Raw genomic sequence first — 20,169 nt, 5'->3', positions numbered from 1 at the left:
GTGAGATCGATGATTAAGAATTTACTGAGATTAAGCCAAAGGAGACTGATGATAGTTAGCGAGTAAATCCGCAGGATTTTGATAGACTTTCATACAGCCGGCTTCTTTTAACTCGGCTTCTGAGAAACCACCGCAAAGTACGCCAATAACATCTAGGTTAATTTTACAGGCGGCTTCAGCATCATAAGGACTATCACCCACCACAATCGCGTCTTGGGGAGTCACTCCATCGAGCTTATCTAATGCGGCTTGAAAGATATCGGGATCGGGTTTTGACTTTTCAGCATCGTCTCTAGAGGTTGCGCCGTCTACTAAATCTTCAATCTCTAATAGTTTTTTGTAGTGAGTAAGGGTTTTTGTTCTAGCTGAAGACGCCACGACAACTTTTTTGCCATCTAATTTGAGGCGTTCAAATAGTTGGCGCACTCCCTCAAATGGACGCACTTGGGATAGGAGGTTTTCTTGATAGAATTCTTTGCGATAATTTGCAATATCCTCGCCGATGCGTTCAAACTCCTCTTGGGGAATAAATATAGGAATGATATGCTCACTTCCCTTACCGATTTGATGACGGACTTTATCGTAAGGCACGTCATAGCCAAACTGTTTAAACGCTTCAACCCACGCCTGAGCGTGCAGATCAACGGAATCAACTAAAGTGCCGTCTACATCAAAAATAATCGCCTTGGGCATTACAGTTTCTCCTTTTGTTTCTCTTCATTATGCCGTTGGGATTCGGGAAAATCAATCTAGCCTGAGAGAGATAAGTTGGATATTAAAATACACAATGAACAGTTACTGCCTTTTTTTAGATTTAAATAAGACACCAAAACCAAACGCCACAGCCGAACCCAAAATAGTCATCGGTTCAGGTACAGGGGTAGCCTGAGACGGAGCAAGATTTAAGGGTTGATCGAGTTGGACAAGGATGAATTCATTATTATCTGGTTTGCCAGGAATACGCCCCTGGGAAAATGGGTAGTTATTATCGTTAATCACCAGTAGGGTTTTCTCATCCACAGGTAATACATTCTCAATCGTCACAAAGGGAAAGGTAAATACTCCATTTGTTGTGCCATTACCCCCGATATTATTGGGATCGGGGATATTCAGCAAATCCACTAATAATTCTTTTTGGACAAAACCCTCACTATCTAACTGATTGATGTCGATTTTGTAAATGCGCTTAAATTCAGCAGGTCTAGTAAATTCAGGATTATTAGGATCACCTTGCCTGTTATCGCGCTCAATGACCAGAAATTCATGATCATTAATTGCCGTCAAGTCACCAATCGCTCGACCTTGGGGATCTCGTTGATAGAAAAACGTTTTACCTGTATACTGTTGGCTAGCTAAATCAAACTCATTAATCAGCAGGCGATCGCGTTGATCATCAGGTTGCAATGCCCCTTCTAACATAGCGTAGAGTTTGGTGCCACTGCTATTAAGTGCCAGCCCTTCAAATCCTTGGGAACCCCGCAAATTGGCTGTACCATCCAATTGGGGATTATCAGGAGATTGAACTAGGGGGTTATCACCAAAACCCAGAAAATTGGGCAGTGGAATTGGCGCATCCAGAACTTGACCCTCTGCCGAAACATGAAAGAGAAAGGGACCAAATTCATCACCAAACCAGTAGGTTCCATCACTCGCTTGACGGAAGGATTCGATGTCAAAATCAGCACCAGTTAACCAGCGATTGGATTGAACATTTGGGTCTACAGGAATGGTGGTTTCTGGATAAAAGGATTGTTCGGCAATAATTGGAAAATCTATCTGATTGTTCCCATCATTTAACTGTAAAAAACTTTCATTGCTAAAGCGAGTCAGTCGTTCGCCCGTTTGGAAATTAACCGGGAAAACTTGACCTGTGGTAAAATCGGGTTCGACGGCATAAACCCGCAGCAGAAAGTCAGCCGAATCGCTTTTACTGCCAAAACCGTTATCTACCATAACCCGAAAGGTTCCGGGTTTGGGTCCCGGTAAAACAGCCGAAAAGCCCTGCACGGGTTGTTGATCGGTAAAAGGGATAGAACTTTGTTGTCCTGAGGTGGGACCTGGGGCGAATGTATCTGCCCCAAGAATAGCACGTCCGGTCAGTTGAACGGCAGCGGCTGGAGAAGTGAAAATTAAGGATACAATTAGGGAGGTTAGACTACCGAGTAATAGATTGGAACGATTGAGCATTTGTTGGCATGAAATAAGACTCTAGGTAAGCAAAATTATATAAGTGTAGTGAATCCTTCGTCTCTGACTTCATTGAAACTTTATAAAAATTAGATGAATATAAATATTGGATGAAGTATTTGTTTGAGCAAACCTAAATATAGGAACATAGTTACTGTTGTAGGTTGGGTTGAACGGATTGAAACCCAACGAGCTAAACCTAGCTATTATTGGGTCGCGTTCCAAGGGTCTAACCTACTATTAGGATAATCAAATCAAAGCCAATAATTATAAATGGGTTAGTCTAAAGAAACTTAACTATGTTAAATTAGGCATATAAGTGTCAACCCCTGACCAATGACAAAGGACAAAGGACAAAGGACAAAGGACAAAGACTTAGTCCTGATTGGCGGCGGTCATAGCCACGCGATCGCACTGCGGATGTTGGGGATGAATCCCTTGCCCGGAGTGCGCTTGACCCTGATTACCAATGTTTCTTATACACCCTATTCCGGGATGTTACCGGGTCATGTGGCTGGGTTTTATACCTTTGATGAATGTCATATTGATTTGCGACGCCTTGCCCAATTTGCTGGCGCTCAATTATATATTGATAAAGCCGTAGGTTTGGATTTAAACTCGAATAAAGTTATCTGTGCAAATCGTCCTCCCGTTGCCTTTGATGTCTTATCCATTGATATTGGAAGTACCCCGGCGAAAGAATCGATTCCTGGCGTAGCTAACTACGCGATTCCCGCCAAACCCGTTCCCCAATTTCTAACGCGGTGGAATCAAATAATCGAAACAATTAGCCAACATCCTCAGCAATCTCTGAGTTTAGGAATTGTTGGCGGTGGTGCAGGTGGCGTGGAACTGGCAATGACGATGCAACGGCGTATTAATGATGTAGAGACGCGCTATAGCACCTCTGTAAAAATCCATTTGTTTCATCGGGGAAAGCAACTATTACCCGGTCATAATTCCTGGGTGCAGCGATATGTTCAAAAGCTGCTAAAGAAGCGGGGAATTCAGGTACATCTAGGGGAAACCGTTTCTCAGATATTGCCAGATAAAATTTGCTGTGAGTCAGGTTTAGTTGTCGATTGCGATTACAGCTTCTGGGTAACCCAAGCCGCTGCGCCCAGTTGGATAGCTGAATCAGGAATTCATACCAATTCCAAGGGTTTTATTTCAGTTAGCGATACGTTACAATCCCTCTCTCATCCTCATATTTTTGCCGCCGGTGATATCGCCACCATGGTGAATCATCCTCGCCCTAAAGCTGGGGTATTTGCGGTGCGTCAAGGGAAGCCTTTAGTCGGAAATTTGCGTCGCTTTTTACAGGGAAAAGCACTAAATCCTTATCAACCCCAACGGCGGTATTTGAGTTTAATTGGAACCGGTGATGGCGGCGCGATCGCATCCTGGGGTTCCTTTGGCTGGCACTCTCGACTACTATGGCGTTGGAAGGATCATATTGATCGCAAGTTTATGAGGCAATTTAGGGATTTGCCAGCAATGACACCTGGGAAGAATCTCCCGGATAAAACCCAAAACTTGACGAAATCTACCCTTCTAAAGAAGCCGGAAAACACCCCACCCATGTATTGCGCCGGATGTGGTTCTAAAGTGGGTAGCACTACCCTAGAACGAGTGTTAAAACGGTTGCAGGATGAGTATCCTTTCCCCACGCCAGAGGATATTATTCTCGGATTGGGAACGCCAGATGATGCAGCGGTGATCAAAGTTCCCGCCGATAAACTATTAGTGCAAACAATTGATTATTTTCGTACCTTAATCAATGATCCCTTTATCTTTGGACAAATTAGCACCCATCACTGTCTCAGCGATTTATTTGCCATGGGTGCGACGCCTCAGAGTGTTTTAGCAATGGTAACGGTTCCTTATGGAACAGCAGAAAAACAGGAGGAAACCCTCTATCAATTATTATCGGGGGCGATGAAGGTACTCTCTCAAGTACAAGCACCTTTGGTGGGAGGACATACAACAGAAGGGGCAGAATTAACGTTTGGTTTATCCTGTAATGGGTTAGTATATCCTCAGCAAATCCTTAAAAAAAGTGGAATGAAACCGGGTGATCAGTTAATTCTCACTAAAGGTTTAGGAACCGGGATATTATTTGCTGCTCATAAGCGTTTACAGGCAAAAGGGCGCTGGATTGATCAGGCGGTTGAGTCGATGCTGTTATCGAATCAGGAAGCGGTTAAAGTATTTAGGGATCATGGTGTTACCGCTTGTACCGATGTGACTGGGTTTGGATGCGTGGGACATTTGGTAGAAATGGTGCAAGCATCGGGAGTGGCGGTGGAATTAGAGTGGGATAAAATTCCCATCCTGGAGGGGGTGACGGAACTTGTGGAACAGGGAATTGTCAGTTCGCTGTATCCCCAGAATGTACAAGCTGCAAGGTTTATCAGCAATCAAGAAGAGATTTGCGATCGCGCCAATTATCCAGTGCTTTTTGATCCGCAAACCTCTGGCGGGTTATTGGCAACAATTCCGGAGGATCAAGCGGTAAACTGTGAGAAAGTTTTGCAAGAATTAGGATATAAACAAAGTTGTATTATTGGTCAGGTAATTTCAGCTAGTTCAGGCGCTCCACCATTGAGATTCTTATAAGAAACCCCCTTTTTGCCATGGCGACTAGAAGTCGCTGCTACACAAACAAAGTCCGCCTACGCGGACTAAATTATCAAGGGGGTGGCTAACCCGAATTTGATCAATGGATAATTAATAATTGATAATTGACAATTGATTAATTGGGTCTAAGACCTCTTCGTTTACGAAGAAATTAAAAAAGGTTTTCCTTGATTTCAATCCTCTTCTTTTAAGGAGAGGTCATTATCCATTGTTCATTATCCATTGTCAATTTGTGAATGCCCCTAAAAAGCAATCTAGGGGATTATGTGACTCTGATTGGTGAGGCGATTGAAACGTTAGCCATTGTAGAGAATCGTTCTCAAGTTGAGATTTTGAGTGAACTGCTTTCTGATGGAAAAACGATTACACTTCAGGGAGTAGTGCGATCGCGCCAAGTCTCAATGATTTTTTGGTAGCTAATGCTACAGTTTTTCGGGTTCGTCAACTTAAGCCCTAGAGATGGGAAATATGCCGTTAATATTTCTAAATATTTTTAGCTTGGCAGTGTAGAAAATTAGCGGATAGAATAACTGGAATATCCATCATTCAAGGTTAAATCAATGAAACTGCCCTTCGCGATCGCACTGCTGGCGTTGATTGGTGTGATGGTGTTTTTGATCTGGCGCGATTCCCAGAATAATGAAGGGATAGACCCCCATTTACTCAAAGCCGTAAAAGGGAACAAAGGTTTAGCTAAACGACTGCTGGCTCAGGCGCAAATGAAATATCCCGGAAAGTCAGATCGGTGGTACGCGGAGAAAATTATTTATGATTTAGAGCGCGATGGTGCAGGTAGTGGGCGTCGTTCCAGCTATGGGGTTAATCGCAGAGAATTGCGGGAGAACATTTTCCTCGCTGGCTCGATTATATGGCTGGTTAACTCAGTCACCTCCTTGGTTAATCGTTTGTTGAGATAAGGAATGGCATTTGGCACATTATTATTGGTACTCAGTGCTTGTCAAACCGCAACCGGGGATAAACGCGCCGCGTTAGGATTAGCAGGTGTCGCGGTGAGGGCGTGGGCGCGTAGTACCTTGCAGTATTGGCGTTAACTCTATGCCTAAAATTAAAGCATCCACTCTTGAAGAAGCCAGAAGCAACTGGTGTATCTACGTTCAACGGATAATAGAAAACTATCATCGCGACGCGATTAATTCAAATAATGTCGTCAATACTATCTACACCCGTTTGGACAAGTTTCTGGAAAGTAAGCCAACGGTGGAAAATGGCAAAATCTACACCAGCACATATTTTCCTTCAGTGAATGAGGTTAACGCTAATTACGAACAGGTTTGGTGCAAAATCAATACCGCTCATCCCATCGATGCGGCTAATCTAGGGTTTCGCTCTCTAGGGGAGCATCAATCTATCTCCAAAATGAACGAACTGGCGTTAAACTGGGCGTACAACTATGTCGATGATCGCATCAAAAATGCCTATCAAGCTGCCGATATTACGATCAATTATAAAGAAACTCAAAAGGCAACCGGATTATCCTGGTCTTATTCTGAACTGGTTTTTCAAAAGCGTGACAACAAATCCTATCTTTTAGAAACTCCCTATTTAAGAACGGGTAACTTATTCTTTGAGGCTTTGAGCTATAAACACTACTGCAAACTATTATCCCCGAAAGGAGCCGTTGATTTTATCGAAAAAATCAGCAATAATTAACAAAGAATAAGTGAACTGTTTTTTACCAATCACCCGTTGATGAGGCTTTAACTATGATTGAACTGAAACCGTTAATTTTTCCCGCTTTAGCCACCGTTGCCACTCTCTTGGTTTACTTAGTTCTGACGATCAATGTGGGTCGAGCTAGGGCAAAATATAAAGTACCTGCACCTCAAATTTCAGGAGATGCCAATTTTGAGCGTGTGTTTCGCGTACAACAAAATACATCAGAACAATTGCTCTTATTTTTACCCAGTTTGTGGTTATTCTCCCTGTTTGTTAGTCCAATTTGGGGGGCGGGAATTGGTGGAGTTTGGGTGATTGGGCGAATTATTTATGCCTGGGGTTACTACACAGCGGCGGAAAAACGTGGCATTGGTTTTGGGATTAATTCTCTATCTGTTCTCGTCCTCCTGATCGGTGCTTTAGTGGGAATGATTAAATTGTTCATCAACACCCCATTGGGAGTATAGAGCGATTTTAGCAAATTGGTTTCCCCTTTTTTAAAGGGGACGAAAGGGGGATCTAATCGGGATGAGCTGGAGGGTTAAGTCTTCCGAATTTGCCAACAGTATCCTCAGTATCAGCGGGTGTACATTCCAAGCATTGATCTGCCACAATCGGGTTTTTGGATAACTTTTTGTCCCTAAACGTCGCTCAAACACCAAAAACCCAAATGTGAGGAGGGTGCTAACGCTTCACCTTGAACCAGGAAAAGAACGCAAAGATGGAGCAGCGGCTGCGCCATAATTAACTCGGCAACCAATATTAAAGACACTGACGCCACATTCTAGAGGAACCACCTCACCTTTAAGCATGGCACTACAGCTAACATAACCATCGTCGTTGGTGTCTTTCATCATGCATTCAATGGGTTCTGCACCAGCACGACTGGACCACGAACCCATCCCCATCCCCGCAACAATGTGGTGCCAAAAGAAAACGAGAAGAAAGAAACCTAGGAAAATTGAAACAACTGCTGTAGAGATTAACCCCGCTTTAAACTTCCAATTTTGCAGAAAATTGCCGGACTTGGTTTGACCTGCGTCTGGCGTAGTAGTTGACTGATTGATTGGTTTATCTTGAGTTTCGGTCATGAGTACTTAATGTCTTTTGATTTTAAGATAATCGCCTATGGGCGTCTAATATGATTGTAGCGATCGGTCAAAAACTTTTGCCGTCATGCACTAGCCGTACCTACAGGCATTCGCTCGCCATCGCGATCGCACCCCCTTCATTACCATCTGCACACCCCCTGCTGGAGAAATGGTTAGACCGCGACGCTGGGGAACGAAGTCTGATTACCTTGAATTATCACTAAATAACGCAGACCTGATTGAGTTTAACAACATTTAAGTTGCAAAACGTTGTAAAATTTCCATAAAGTTAATCTACCGATACAACTATTTAAGGTACTCAGCATGACTGCAACAACCCCAAAACCTACGTCACCCGTTCCAGCCTTTTGCGAAGGCATCCAATATTTTGGGCAAGCCTTACCGGGTTTGGAGACGTATGGAGGCAAACCTGCCATTGCTGAGGGCAACGTTGCGATCGCATCTCCATCTGACCCGGCGGCTGTCTTCCAAACCCTCCTAGCGGCTGATGCCCTGCGTTACCTAATCCTGCAAGTCACAGCATCCAAAGCATCCGGTCATCCCGGCGGATTTGCCAGTGTTGCCGAAGGCATCGCCGCATTAATCATGCTGGGCTACAAAAATATTATTACCGAAGTGGGACACCATGCCCCCGGCTTTTACAGCACCATGTTCTTAGATCGTTCCCTAGAGGACATGGGGATTACAACAGTACAACAAATGCGGGAACGCTTTCGGGAAATGCATGGACTCCTCGGACACCTTTCCGGTCAAATTCCTGGACTCCTCAACCCGGCTGGACCCCTAGGACAAGGGCAGCATTTCGCCATGGCGGGGGCATTACTCCACCGAGATACCCTCTTCCCGGTTACGATTGGCGATGGGGGGATTGGTGAACCCTACATAATGAGTAGTTTCGGTCACTTCCACACCGCCTATCCCGATGTCACCAACTTCCTACCCATCTTAGTTTGGAATGGATACTCCCAGGAACACCACAGCATGGTATCCACCAAATCCAATGACGAGATGATTAAATACTGGGAAGGCAATGGATTTCAAGAAATTATCTTAGTCAATGCCAAAGACTTTGACGACGCCAACCAACCCGGTGAATACGTTGATAGCACCGCCTTTTCCTGGGAAAAACGCTTGGAATTTACCCAAGCCGTACTAGAAGCCACGGATAAAGCCGCTAAATCTGCCCTTGGCGGTAAGCTGACTGTACTGATTATCAAACAGCTTAAAGGCGCGGGTGTCCATGCGCGAGGCGCCAAAGCCCACAACCTCTACGCTCACCATACCCTAGACAATGAAGAAATTATCCAAGCCTTGAAACAGCGTGCCTTATCCCCAGAAGCTTGGCAACTGGTACGCACCAACTCTGAACGCGCCGCTGGAGGTCCCGCATCTCATCAGGTGGTGACGGAGAAAGAATTACCCCTACCGGATTTAGGCACATTACCCTTAGAGGAATTTCCGGTTAAGGGTGATAAGCAAGTGGCGACAACAGCGATGGGGGCTTTAGTTGCCTATGTGGGTAAACAAGACCCTAACTTTATCATTTCTAATGCCGATGGCAATGCCGCCTCTGGGATTAATAACATTAATGTGGCGCTAAAGATTCTCCATCCTACCGTCGATGAACTCTATTATCAGGGACCCAAGGGTCAGGTTTACGAACCGTTGAGTGAAGATGCTTGTGCTGGGTTAGCGGCGAGTTTAGCTTTGTTTGGTGCCCGTACTCTTTGGTGTTCCTATGAATCCTTCGCGATTAATGGGTTACCGATATGGCAAACAGTTACCCAAGCCATGGCAGAATTGCGTCGTCCGACACCGGCTACGATTACCTTATTTACTGCTGGGGCATTAGAACAAGGGCGCAATGGTTGGACTCACCAGCGTCCAGAGATTGAAAATTACTTTGCTGCCATGATGCGGAATGGCAATGTGTTCCCTTTGTTTCCCTGTGATGCCAATAGTATCCAGGTGTGTTATGACTGGGCGCTGACGATGAAGAATAAGGGAATTACGATTACGGCGAGTAAGTCTCCTTTACCTGTATTAACCACATTTGAGCAAACCCGTCAAGCCTTGAAAGATGGGGGTATTGTGCTACATGACACAGAAGGGAGTAAGAAAGTGGTGTTTGCCGTGATTGGCGATATGACACTGATTCCCGTATTAGATGCAGCGGTGCATCTGGAAAATCAAGGGATTGGCGTGCGAGTTGTTTCCGTGATTAGTCCCCGACGTTTGTATCGTCCCCATGATGTAGCGTGGGAAACTTGTACAGATCCTGATAGCCACTTTTTAAGTGATCAAGGGTTTGAGGAGTTGTTTGGTGGCGATGCGTTGATTGGCGTAACCGGGGGTGCCAGTGCCATGCTGGAACCGTTGATGTTACGGAGTACCGTTAAGCGCGATATTTTTGCCTGGAAGCGCGGGGAAACGGCATCGAGTGCGGGTGAAATTATGGCATTTAATGGGTTAACGGCTGAGAATTTGGCGAAGCGGGCGACTGAGTTGGTTGGCTAGAATTGAGGTGATTTGATTAGTTTTGTCCCTACCTGGGTTTTCCTGGGTGGGGGATTTTTAACAATGGCTTAGAATAAAATAGACTAAAAATTTCTCAAACCAATTTAGTTTACGAATCAATGGTATTGTTACCACAAAATGCCATCATTGCAGAGGAGAAGCTAACAAAATACCTACTTGTACCGCTTCCGAAAGACGATAAATCGCAATTTCTGGCAAAAGCTGGGTACACTCTTGCTAACTGGCAACAACTGGAACAAGACCTACGCGCTCAAGTCTTAACGCAACCTGCCGAGCAAATTGACACTAATCGCTATGGTACAAAGTACGCTATTCATGCTCAACTGTGTGGAGCCAATGGCATTGAGTTAAGGATTATAACCATTTGGATGGTTGCAAATGGTACGACTAAATTTGTCACCTTAGTGCCAGATAAAGGAGCGAATTCATGAAAGCACAATACCCTCTGTTTTCCCAAGTTGCCCTGGCTCAGGACTTACCAGAATACAATTTGAAACGGGGAGATATTGCAACAATTGTGGAATATTACCCCATGGCTGAAGGTGAAGAGGATGGATACAGCTTGGAAGGATTTGATGTGCCTCAAGTGACAATCGAGGTTGCCGCCTCGCAAATTATCCCCGTTGTTCAGTGGCAGCGGGAAGAAATCATATTACGCAAGTTGCGTCAGCTATCAGAATTAAGACAGCAACAATTGGAGGAGTACCTTGATTTTCTCTTGCAAAGAGAGAAGATAGCAAAATGAATAAAAAACAAATGAAGCCCTAATTTATATAGCAGAAAGAGAAACAAGTAGAAATGAATCCGAGACAAATTGAAAGCTGGGCATTGAGAGTTATTGATTGCGTCAAAAAGGGTCAACCTAACGAAGATTTTCTAGTTGAGTTGAAGCGAGACTGGATAGAAAAAGAAAAAGCGGCTCGTCGAATAGCAGGTCATGCAAATGCGGCGCGAGGAGAAAATATACTTTGGTTAATAGGTGTTGATGAAAACCAAGGTGTTATTGGAGTCAATGCCACCGATCTTGCTAGTTGGTATTCCACTGTAGAGTCTTGCTTTAATGAACTAGCTCCAAGAATGATACCCCTAAACATTCCTGTAGATGGGAAAACAGTTGTAGCTTTACTGTTTGAAACTGATCGCGCTCCTTTTGTCGTTAAAAATCCAGTTTATGGATCTAAAGGCGCAGGTGCTGTTGAGCTTGAAGTTCCTTGGCGTGAAAACACATCGGTAAGATCAGCACGTCGTTCTGATCTGATTCGATTACTGGCACCACTCGAACGGTTACCAGATGTTGAAATTATTGATTGTGACTTTACCGCAACAATAAAAGGAGAAGACTCTGTAGGAAATTACATTCCTGACGCATTGAAATTGAGTATAGAATTGTATGTTGTTCCTAAAAATAACAATCGTATAGTTATTCCGTTTCACCGCTGTAAGGTAGAGTTTGAAATTGTAGGAATTCCTATAATTAAATCTAATTGGCTCGAATTAGAGCCAGCTATAGGTAAGTATTATGGATGGAGACATACAGGTAAACCGGGCTCTTTAACCATTCAAAGTACAGCATACGAAATCATAATTGATGCTCCCGGTATGCTTTTACTAAAAGCAACAGCAGGAAGACCATCCTTGCCGGAGGATGCAAAAAAATGTGATGTTCGTATTTCAATTCATCTCTTACCAACTGATGCTGAGCGTCCAGTTGTATTAACGATGACATTGCCTTACCCAAAAGAAAAATGACGGTTCATATTGTGTAGATTGTAGTATAAAATTAGTTGGAGAAAGGCTACAGATATGACTTTGGCATCAAATGGAAAAGCCGCAATCATCCGTACAGAACGGGGACTGACTATCGTAGGTACACGCATCACCCTCTATGATGTGATGGATTTTTTGAAGGCTCAGTATCCCCCTAAGTTGATCCGCGATAAATTTAACCTTACGGATGAGCAAATTAATGCAGCATTGTCTTATCTTAAAACCAATCGCACTCAAGTAGAAGCTGAATATCAAGACGTTCTGCAAACCAGAGAAGAAATTCGCCACTATTGGGAAGAGCGCAACCGCGAACACTTTGCCCGAATTGCCACAATGCCACATAAACCAGGTCAAGAAGTTTTATGGGCAAAGCTAGAGGAGCAAAAAGCCAAACGCGCCTCAAAATCGCCATGAATTTTCTGGTAGACTACAATCTTGATGGATATGCCCTACTTTTCCTGGGAATCTTAACCAAAGGGGGCTGGCTGGAGTTTCTGTCTATCCAGTTTGTAACGTTTACAGAAGCTGGATTGTCGATGGATAGTAGCGATCGCCTTGTCTGGAGTTATGCTCAAGCCAACCAAATGATGATTCTCACAGCGAACCGGAATATGAAGGGTGATGATTCATTGGAACAAGTCATACGCGAAGAAAACACATCGAATTCATTTCCTGTCGTTACAATTGGTAGTCTTGAGCGCCTTGACGAATTTGACTATCGAGAGCGATGTGTTGAACGCCTCATCGAGATTGTACTGGACATTGAAAACTATATAGGGGTTGGTCGCTTATTCATTCCATAGAACCTCCCATTTTGGCAAATAGCTAAAATCTGGGGCTACACAAACCGAATCCGGGTTAGCCACCCCCTTTATAATCTAGTCCGCGCAGGCGGACTTTGTTTGTGTAGCTGCGACTTCCAGTCGCCATGGCAAAAAGGGTTGTACTTAATTATTACTAAAAGTATTTGTTATTAAATCGCCTATGTGTACTCCCACTGAAAACTTGAACTTGGCTATGACTATACAACTTACAGAAGAACTAAACCCAGTTAACGATCAGTATTTTATATTACCCGGTCGTTATAATTGGCAGCAATTCAAGGCAATTCAAGCCGTGATGCAAGATGTGCCTGGATTAAAACTAACTTATCTTGATGGGTGTGTGGAGTTCATGACAACAGGTGAAGACCATGAAATGATTAAAAAATTTCTAGCGATTCTCCTAGAAGCCTACTTATTTGAAAAGGGGATTCGATTTATCCCGATTGGCAATGCAACTCGTGAAGCAGAAACGAAAGGTGCTTCCTTTGCTCCCGATGAGTCTTACTATATTGGCACAAAGAAAGAGCATCCTGATCTGGCAATTGAAGTGGCTCTCACCAGTGGCGGAACGGATAAACTCAAAAAGTACAAGCGGTTTCAAATTCCTGAAGTTTGGTTTTGGCAAAAGAATAAAATTTTAATCTACCGTTTCCAGGAAAATGACTATGAGCAAGTTGAGCGCAGTGAGTTTCTACCCAACTTGAATTTAGAGTTGCTGGTGCGCTGTGTGTTAATGTCTGATATAGTTGAGGCAAGAATGGCGTTTATTAATGGGATACGACAGTCGTAATTTCCGGGTTAATCTCATGTTAAATTATCTTCTTTTGCCACGGCGATTGAAATCGCTGCTACACAAACAAAGTCCGCCTGCGCGGACTGGGTTATAACGGGGGGTAGTGTTCCCCGGATTTATTATGACATTACGGTTCCCATGATCACGGTTATGGAATTGCGCTATGGCTTACAATTCAACCCTCAACGCGCCCAGAACATTGAACCCGTTTTAACGGGTTTTAGCTTTTAGCCCTAACTTTAGTTAAGGGCTTAAGTTAACTACTCTTGCGATACGATTATGGCGAAGACAGCGCAACTACAAACGTTAAATGCCATGGCTTTTGCCAATCACCCAATGACGACGGAAAAAACGAGCCAGCGCTGATTCTTCTAGGGGTAAATAAATTGGGCGCCCGTGGGGACAGGTGCGGGGATGGCGGGTCATTTTCCATTGATTTAATAATGTCTGCATTTGGTCTAAACTTAGGGGTGTGCCATTGCGAATTGCACTGCGACAAGCTGTGGCAACTTGCGCGTTTTGTAAATCTCCACCTAAACTGAGTTCTAATAGGGCATCAGCACAATCGTCTCGCTGATGTAGTAGAGCGGGTGCGTTACGAACTGCCCAAGTATGATCACCAAAGGGTTCTATGTCTAACCCAATCCGTTGCAGTTGTTCGAGTTGAACTGGAGTTAAATTATTGAGAATCACAGGCGGTTCTAGGGGAACAAGTTGCCAGCGATCGCACAGTTGTTCGTACAAGACTCGTTCATGGGCAATATGCTGCTCAATTAACCACATTCCTGTATCATGTTCTGCCAGAATATACATGTTACGCACCTGGGCAACGGCTTTTAATTCCACTAAGCCAATATCTGAAGTATTACGCTCCTGTTTTGGTGATTCATCCAGGTGATAGACACCCTTTTTTGCCGAGGCTGTCAGTAATTTGCCGACACGATGGGATTGAGAGGCGGTGCCGAAATTTTCCGCCCCAATCCGCAAGGCTTTTTCAATGGCTTGGCTAATTTGTTCTTGCCAATAGGAAAGAGAATGCAGATAAATCTCTGCTTTGGCGGGATGACGATTCCAATCAATTTGACTGGGGCAAATTTGTAGGTGAATAAAACAAATCGGATAGCGATCGCGCGGTAAGGTTCTCGCCATGGCGGTTAGAATCGTCTGTTCCAATTCTGGCGATCGCACTAATCGTCCATTGGTGGCTACTTTAACCCAATCTGGGCGGTGACGGTGACAGCGATCGGGTAATCCTAACACTAAATGTAGAGACGCCCCATGGCGCGTCTTTAGGATTGAGTTGTAAGTCAACTCCCTTATCTCCCCGGCTCCTCCGCTCCCCCCCTCTGGTGTAGGAACATCTACGGTTAATTGCTGCAAATCATGTACGCGCACTTGTTTGAGGAGTTGCGGGATGATCTGTTGAGCCGTTTTACCCGGACTTATTGTAAACCAGGAGCGATCGTTTTGCTGAACTTGCCAGGTAACTGATGGATAGCAAAGGGCTATATTTTGAACCGTGGCTTGTACCATTCGTTGTTGTTGGCTCCTCGACGGTAATCCCTGACGACGCAGACGCCACTTGCCAAATAAATTCGAGACACTCACTACTGTACCCGGCGCGATCGCAACCGCTTCTGTGCCTTCTGTTTCCCCCTGAGTATTATACGCACAGCGCCATCCCTCCAACGTACCTGTTAGTCGGCTGCATATCTCTAATTCTGCTAACGCCGCAATACTATGCAAGGCTTCACCACGAAATCCTAGACTGGTAATCTTGTACAAATCATCGCGACTTTGAATTTTGCTCGTACTGTGCGCTGACGCAGCTTTTTGTAAATCTGTCAAGTCCATACCCGTGCCATTATCTGCCACACGCACACGCCATAGATCAAACCATACAGCCACCGAGATGCGCGTCGCCCCTGCATCCAAAGAATTTTCTACCAATTCTCGTACCACGGCGGCTAATGAATCAATCACCTCGCCAGCCGCAATTAAGTTAACAACCTCCGTCGGTAGGGTTTGAATAGGACAAGTCATAGTTTTGAAGTAGGGGCGAGTTTAGACTCTTACGTTTCGCTGTTGAGAGTTTCATTCAATCTGGGTAATCTGTGTTTACAGAACGGCATAAAAATCCTAAGCGTTTAATATTTTATAAGCAAGTTGTCCAAAAATTTCATCGACGTATACACCTGTTTTCGCTGAGGTTCGATAAAGTCCTGATGTTGGATTTAAGTCTTTATCCTGAACGATTTGAACCAGTTCGTTAAGTTTTACCGGTTCGACTAAATCCGATTTATTTAAGGCAATGGCAATTGTACCTTTAGGATTAACCGATAAAAATAGGTTAACATGTTCATCTAATCGCTCAATGGTTTCCATGCGGCTGACATCAGCAACGACGATGACACCACTCGCCCCCTGTAAGTAACTGGGAGCGATTGATTTAAATTTAGTATGTCCTTCCAAGTCCCAGATGAGTAGCTGTAAATTTACGGATTCTAATATTTTCCGGGAGATCTTCACACCGACAGTAGATAGATACTGATCGCTAAACTGACCTTCGACGAAGCGGCGAATTAAGCTGGTTTTGCCCACGCCAAAGTCACCGACGAGACAAATTTTCTTGGATATTTTAGCCATTGGTTATTGGTCATTGGTTATTGGTTCAGGGAATAATTTTTGACTTTTGACCCTTCGCTTCCCTAGTCGGGCATACTTTCAACGTGTAATCGCCTCAAATTCAACAAATCGGCTGTACTTATGGGGTTCATCAACATACACGCCTGCGGGGGGTTTGGTGGTTCCGGATATTTCTAAGCGTCTAGCATCAATTCCCTGACGCACTAATACCTCAGCCACGGTTTTTGCCCGTTCTAGGGCTAATCCCTGATTTTCTAAAGGTGTACCACTCGGATCACTATGACCAATGACTCGGAGTGATTGGTTGGGGTAATCTTTGAGGAATTCTGTCAAAGCGTCCATTTTGTCTTGTTCTGACGCTTCTAATTCGGCGGAATCGAGATCGAAGTAGATGCGAGAGGCTAAGGCTAGAGGTTGTAGTTGCACGGTGTTGGTTACAGAGTCCACTCCGGGAATTTCCTGCAACGCTTCGGTAATTTTCTGGGCATCTTTGACCTGAATTACACTGCCTTCTACAGTAACTTTACCGTCCTGGAAGTTTGTCCAAATTGCCAAACGTTCGGTTTGATTGAGAATAGCGGTAACTCGCTCAACCTCGGCGGCTACTTCAACTGGATCAGGTGGAACTTTGATGGCAATGATATCATTTTCTATCTCACCATTGGGTATAGTCTTTTGGGCAATTTGTCCCGCTTTTTCGACCAGATATTGATTCGGCAATTTACCAGACAACGTAATCGTATCGCCTTGTGCTTCGACATTTAAACGATAAACAGCGAGTTCGGGATCAGATGCCAAAGCCACGGCGGTTTCTTCCTCAAACTGATGATTAATACCACTTTGATGCAGATAAAAACCCCAAGGAATAAAAATCAGACCCAATACAGAAGCACAAAGGCTTAACAAGGCTACAGGAACTTTACGCGGCGACTGTTCTGATTTGGGATTAACCAGGGTCAATGATTCCAGAAGTGACGGGATTTGAGCCGGTACATTATCCGGATCTCCATCAAATAATTCCATCGCCTTCCCATGGCGGAGAACAATGGTACTCAAGGCGTCGCGTATTTTATCGATAAATGACTGTGGGGGATCGCCTTGTGTCACCACGGCGAGATAACAGTACCCGGCGACTTCCAGGAGAATGTCACAATGTCCATATTCGATGCGATCGAGTTCTGAGATTTCACCAGATTGAATAATACAATCATTCACAAAACTGCGAATGGCTGTCAACATCCCCGCCACCATATCTGACTCCAAATGTTGTTTGCCAAAGGGTTGAACTTCAGCAATCACTAATCCTGATGCTTTGTGAATCAGAAAAATCGCCTGGATGGTGAAGGGCATCGACTCTTTAAAGATGAGTTCTGCCTCAGAGATTCCCTGGCTTCGTGCCCGAATTTTGCGACTGATTCCCTCCATACTTAGGGAATTTTCCACTTTCTGGTCAATCGCCCGCATTGCTTCCGATAAATATTTATAGAACGTTCCCCCCATGACTGGATAAAGGGCGTCTACCATTGTATCCCGTTCTATCTCAATTTGTTCTTTAATTGCCGCACTCATTTCCGGGGCAATTGCCCGGGCAAATTCCCCCGGATTGCTGAGAATTTGATAGTTAACGGCGGATGGAATAATCGGCGCCAAGGCGGAACAGATTCCCTCTTTATCTTCTTTTGTTTTTGCCTCGATCATCTGATCCACAATTGGCGCGATCGCACTTGCCATTTCCTCTCTGGCTTCAGCGATTTTCATGCTTAAAATCTGAGTAATTAAAGGCAAAAGTAGTTTAATTAGATTTGTCGGATCGTATATCTGATTTTCTAGAGCTGAAAATTTTTCCTTGAGCAGTTCAATGCCTTCTTGTGAATCGAGAAGATCTGGCGTCAGTAGTAATTTTTGCAAGCGTTCAAATTCATCCTCTATATCTACATCATAAGCTAATATTGATTCCTGGCTATAGTTATCAGGTTTATATTGAAGCTGGGATGATGATTCTGTAGACTGTTCATATTTCTCAGCTTGCAGCTGATTGGATTCACTTAAATGGGATGAGTACGTGCCGTTTTCTGATGAATCTAATTGCGATTTATTCAATTCTCCTAGCGCTATTAAGAGTTTATCAGAGATGGAAGAATCGCTGGATTCGTTAGGTTCTTCAGACAGGTTTTCAGGTGAGGTTGGGTTGATCTGAGATTGATTTAAGGGGTTAGAGTTTTGGGAAGATGATGACGCAGTAGTCGGATGATCAAGTAACGATTCAATTCCCCCATTTGATAAACCCTCTAATCCGGTTAGAGTCTCCTCTGAAGCGAAATGATCCGTAGTGTTTTGGTGTGTCCCATTAACCTGAGATGGATGGAGTGACGGTAACGGCGATAAGAGTTCGGGATTTTCCGCTTGTTGGTTATCCGAGGGACTTAAGTAAAAAGCATTAAATGTTTCTTCAGGCGTTTCTTCAGGTTGAGATAACTCAGAGAAAGCATCTCGCTTTTTGGTGTCGTCATTGATGGTTAAATCAGACGATTGGATTGATGTAGTATTGAACGGGAATTGATTCAATCGCTGGACTTTCCCTTCTAAGGGGGAAGCAACATGCTGTAAGGACTCAGGCTCTAATTCCTCTATACTAGTGGCATCTGAGCCAATGCTACTTGGATAAGCTCTACTTTCTTCTCCCCCTGCTTTCCCGCCGTAACCTGCTACGTCTTTACTTGCTTCCTCTGCTTCCCCGGTTTTGTCCACTTTCTGTCTCTTTAACTGATCAGTGTGGGGTTCATCCTGAATTTTCCCGTTCTCCTTTGCGGAAGACATTTCTGTTGCGGCGGCTTCAGTTGAGTTAGGATTCTGTAAATCCATCAATAAATCCAGCAAACCCTCTAGCTGGGATATGGCAGATCCCTTTTTTTCTGGTAAAGCCATAATTTGATCCTGCCTTGTCCTATATTGGCACCGAGTTCCGTAGATGCAGAATTGAGTCAAATGCCAAGTTTGACTCAATTCTAATCCTATTTATCGAGGACATCCACTACATTACTAGCTTTGAGCCAACATTTGGCTGAACGTTGGGACTAATAGTGATAACGGGAGCATGTCAACGCAAGTAGGTTGGGTTGAGGTACGAAATCCAACGAGAGCAGGTTAGCTTGAAGATTATGAGCTTTCCCTGACACGCTCCCAGTGATAACAAGCAACTTGAGTGAATGACAACAATTCATCTGTCATCTCGCCTCTTACTGAGACAAGGGACTCGCTTCTAAAAGCCGAACATCAACGTCTACATTATTACCTGCTGCTTCTTTCAGCTCAGGAGCAAATTCCGTTCCTTTAATTCTTAATCCTAATTCAAACAAAATATCTGCCATATCATCTTTATCAATTTTGCCATCATTAATCAGGGAAAATCGTCGTTCTAGTTCTTCAAAAACATAGGATCTTAGGCTTCTAAGGTCTTCTTGAAGTTTTTCCCGAGTTTCTGAGAGTTCGTTATGCAAATTATTGGTTTGTTTTTCTAAGCTATTATCAAGGGATTCCAAATTCCCAGAAAACTTTTTGTTGACTATATCGATGGTTTGCCGAATCTCAGCATTCTCGTTTTGCACTGTCATATTCAGCGACTTCAGTTTTTTCTCCAGGGAATCTACAGCAGCTCGTAGCTCCGTCACATAAACAGTCTTGGTTTGCTCAATGCGATCGCGCATTTCTTGTTGGATCAACGTGAGGTTCGACTCAATTTTGTCAATTCGGCTATCGTACTCTCGTAATTGAGCGCCGAAGATGATATCCCGGATTTGGTCAATATTACCCAGTCGCTCGCGCATTTGGTCTTTGCTGATTTCTGCCATCGTAAAACTCGTGGGACTCCGACCTCAACGAAGTAGGTCGGAGGGGGATAGAGGTCAAACCGCGCCGCTCAATGCGGTAGAGAGTGACAATCCAACTGTTGACACCAGTCCGGTGCTTCGTTGCAACAATTGGACTT

21 protein-coding genes are annotated in these 20,169 nt (G+C 44.2%); 14 read left to right on the top strand and 7 right to left on the bottom strand.

What is annotated here, in order from left to right; translation table 11 throughout:
- Positions 1-30: 30 nt before the first annotated feature.
- Both RID09_RS01580 and RID09_RS01575 read right to left on the bottom strand, forming a co-directional pair.
- Positions 31-693: an HAD family hydrolase gene (locus tag RID09_RS01580; protein WP_446334199.1), complete on the bottom strand. Its 663-nt coding sequence runs from the start codon at positions 691-693 to the stop codon at positions 31-33.
- A gap of 102 nt (positions 694-795) precedes the next feature.
- Positions 796-2,187, bottom strand: a complete 1,392-nt coding sequence (locus tag RID09_RS01575; protein ID WP_446334198.1) for a PEP-CTERM sorting domain-containing protein — start codon at positions 2,185-2,187, stop codon at positions 796-798.
- Between the two features lie 336 nt (positions 2,188-2,523).
- Here RID09_RS01575 and selD point away from each other — a divergent pair, with 336 nt between their 5' ends.
- From selD to RID09_RS01545, 6 genes are all read left to right on the top strand, one after another.
- Positions 2,524-4,806, top strand: a complete 2,283-nt coding sequence (selD, locus tag RID09_RS01570; RefSeq protein WP_446334197.1) for a selenide, water dikinase SelD — start codon at positions 2,524-2,526, stop codon at positions 4,804-4,806.
- 257 nt (positions 4,807-5,063) lie between these two features.
- Positions 5,064-5,243, top strand: coding sequence for a hypothetical protein (locus RID09_RS01565; RefSeq protein ID WP_446334196.1), 180 nt, complete (start codon positions 5,064-5,066; stop codon positions 5,241-5,243).
- Between the two features lie 144 nt (positions 5,244-5,387).
- Positions 5,388-5,744, top strand: a complete 357-nt coding sequence (locus RID09_RS01560) for a hypothetical protein (RefSeq protein ID WP_446334195.1) — start codon at positions 5,388-5,390, stop codon at positions 5,742-5,744.
- A gap of 3 nt (positions 5,745-5,747) precedes the next feature.
- Complete coding sequence (locus tag RID09_RS01555) at positions 5,748-5,879, top strand: hypothetical protein (RefSeq protein ID WP_446334243.1); 132 nt, start codon at positions 5,748-5,750, stop codon at positions 5,877-5,879.
- Positions 5,880-5,883: 4 nt separating this feature from the next.
- Entirely contained in the window at positions 5,884-6,498 is a 615-nt protein-coding gene (locus RID09_RS01550; protein WP_446334194.1) for a hypothetical protein, read from the top strand.
- A 53-nt stretch (positions 6,499-6,551) separates the two neighbouring features.
- The gene (locus RID09_RS01545) at positions 6,552-6,971 is read left to right on the top strand and encodes an MAPEG family protein (RefSeq protein ID WP_446334193.1); all 420 of its coding nucleotides are present in this window, start codon (positions 6,552-6,554) and stop codon (positions 6,969-6,971) included.
- 225 nt (positions 6,972-7,196) lie between these two features.
- On the opposite strand, the gene RID09_RS01540 is transcribed toward RID09_RS01545, so the two are convergent.
- Complete coding sequence (locus tag RID09_RS01540) at positions 7,197-7,595, bottom strand: hypothetical protein (protein ID WP_446334192.1); 399 nt, start codon at positions 7,593-7,595, stop codon at positions 7,197-7,199.
- A gap of 50 nt (positions 7,596-7,645) precedes the next feature.
- On the opposite strand from RID09_RS01540, the gene RID09_RS01535 reads away from it, so the two are divergent.
- From RID09_RS01535 to RID09_RS01500, 8 genes are all read left to right on the top strand, one after another.
- A complete protein-coding gene (locus RID09_RS01535) occupies positions 7,646-7,819 on the top strand; it encodes a hypothetical protein (RefSeq protein ID WP_446334191.1) in 174 nt (57 codons plus the stop codon).
- A 100-nt stretch (positions 7,820-7,919) separates the two neighbouring features.
- A complete protein-coding gene (locus tag RID09_RS01530; protein ID WP_446334190.1) occupies positions 7,920-10,133 on the top strand; it encodes a phosphoketolase in 2,214 nt (737 codons plus the stop codon).
- Positions 10,134-10,252: 119 nt separating this feature from the next.
- Positions 10,253-10,585 carry a DUF6883 domain-containing protein gene (locus RID09_RS01525; RefSeq protein ID WP_446334189.1) on the top strand — a complete coding sequence of 111 codons (333 nt, stop codon included), beginning with the start codon at positions 10,253-10,255 and terminating at the stop codon, positions 10,583-10,585.
- On the top strand, positions 10,582-10,899 hold the full coding sequence (locus RID09_RS01520; protein WP_446334188.1) for a DUF4926 domain-containing protein: 318 nt from the start codon (positions 10,582-10,584) through the stop codon (positions 10,897-10,899). Before RID09_RS01525 ends, RID09_RS01520 begins: the two co-directional genes overlap by 4 nt.
- Before the next feature lie 53 nt (positions 10,900-10,952).
- On the top strand, positions 10,953-11,903 hold the full coding sequence (locus RID09_RS01515) for an AlbA family DNA-binding domain-containing protein (protein ID WP_446334187.1): 951 nt from the start codon (positions 10,953-10,955) through the stop codon (positions 11,901-11,903).
- 54 nt (positions 11,904-11,957) lie between these two features.
- Positions 11,958-12,335, top strand: coding sequence for a DUF433 domain-containing protein (locus RID09_RS01510; protein ID WP_446334186.1), 378 nt, complete (start codon positions 11,958-11,960; stop codon positions 12,333-12,335).
- Entirely contained in the window at positions 12,332-12,724 is a 393-nt protein-coding gene (locus RID09_RS01505) for a DUF5615 family PIN-like protein (RefSeq protein WP_446334239.1), read from the top strand. Before RID09_RS01510 ends, RID09_RS01505 begins: the two co-directional genes overlap by 4 nt.
- A gap of 214 nt (positions 12,725-12,938) precedes the next feature.
- The gene (locus RID09_RS01500; RefSeq protein WP_446334185.1) at positions 12,939-13,535 is read left to right on the top strand and encodes a Uma2 family endonuclease; all 597 of its coding nucleotides are present in this window, start codon (positions 12,939-12,941) and stop codon (positions 13,533-13,535) included.
- A 309-nt stretch (positions 13,536-13,844) separates the two neighbouring features.
- On the opposite strand, the gene mutL is transcribed toward RID09_RS01500, so the two are convergent.
- From mutL to RID09_RS01480, 4 genes are all read right to left on the bottom strand, one after another.
- Positions 13,845-15,581, bottom strand: a complete 1,737-nt coding sequence (gene mutL / locus RID09_RS01495) for a DNA mismatch repair endonuclease MutL (protein WP_446334184.1) — start codon at positions 15,579-15,581, stop codon at positions 13,845-13,847.
- Positions 15,582-15,677: 96 nt separating this feature from the next.
- A complete protein-coding gene (locus RID09_RS01490; RefSeq protein ID WP_446334183.1) occupies positions 15,678-16,184 on the bottom strand; it encodes a Rab family GTPase in 507 nt (168 codons plus the stop codon).
- A gap of 78 nt (positions 16,185-16,262) precedes the next feature.
- Positions 16,263-19,109, bottom strand: a complete 2,847-nt coding sequence (locus RID09_RS01485; protein ID WP_446334182.1) for an OmpA family protein — start codon at positions 19,107-19,109, stop codon at positions 16,263-16,265.
- Between the two features lie 311 nt (positions 19,110-19,420).
- Positions 19,421-20,032, bottom strand: coding sequence for a hypothetical protein (locus RID09_RS01480; protein ID WP_446334181.1), 612 nt, complete (start codon positions 20,030-20,032; stop codon positions 19,421-19,423).
- Positions 20,033-20,169: the final 137 nt, after the last annotated feature.

Source organism: Coleofasciculus sp. G1-WW12-02 (assembly GCF_040219735.1).
Classification (GTDB): Bacteria; Cyanobacteriota; Cyanobacteriia; order Cyanobacteriales; family Coleofasciculaceae; genus Coleofasciculus.
Note: the sequence above shows the minus strand (reverse complement) of the source record. Positions and strands in the feature narration are given on the sequence as shown.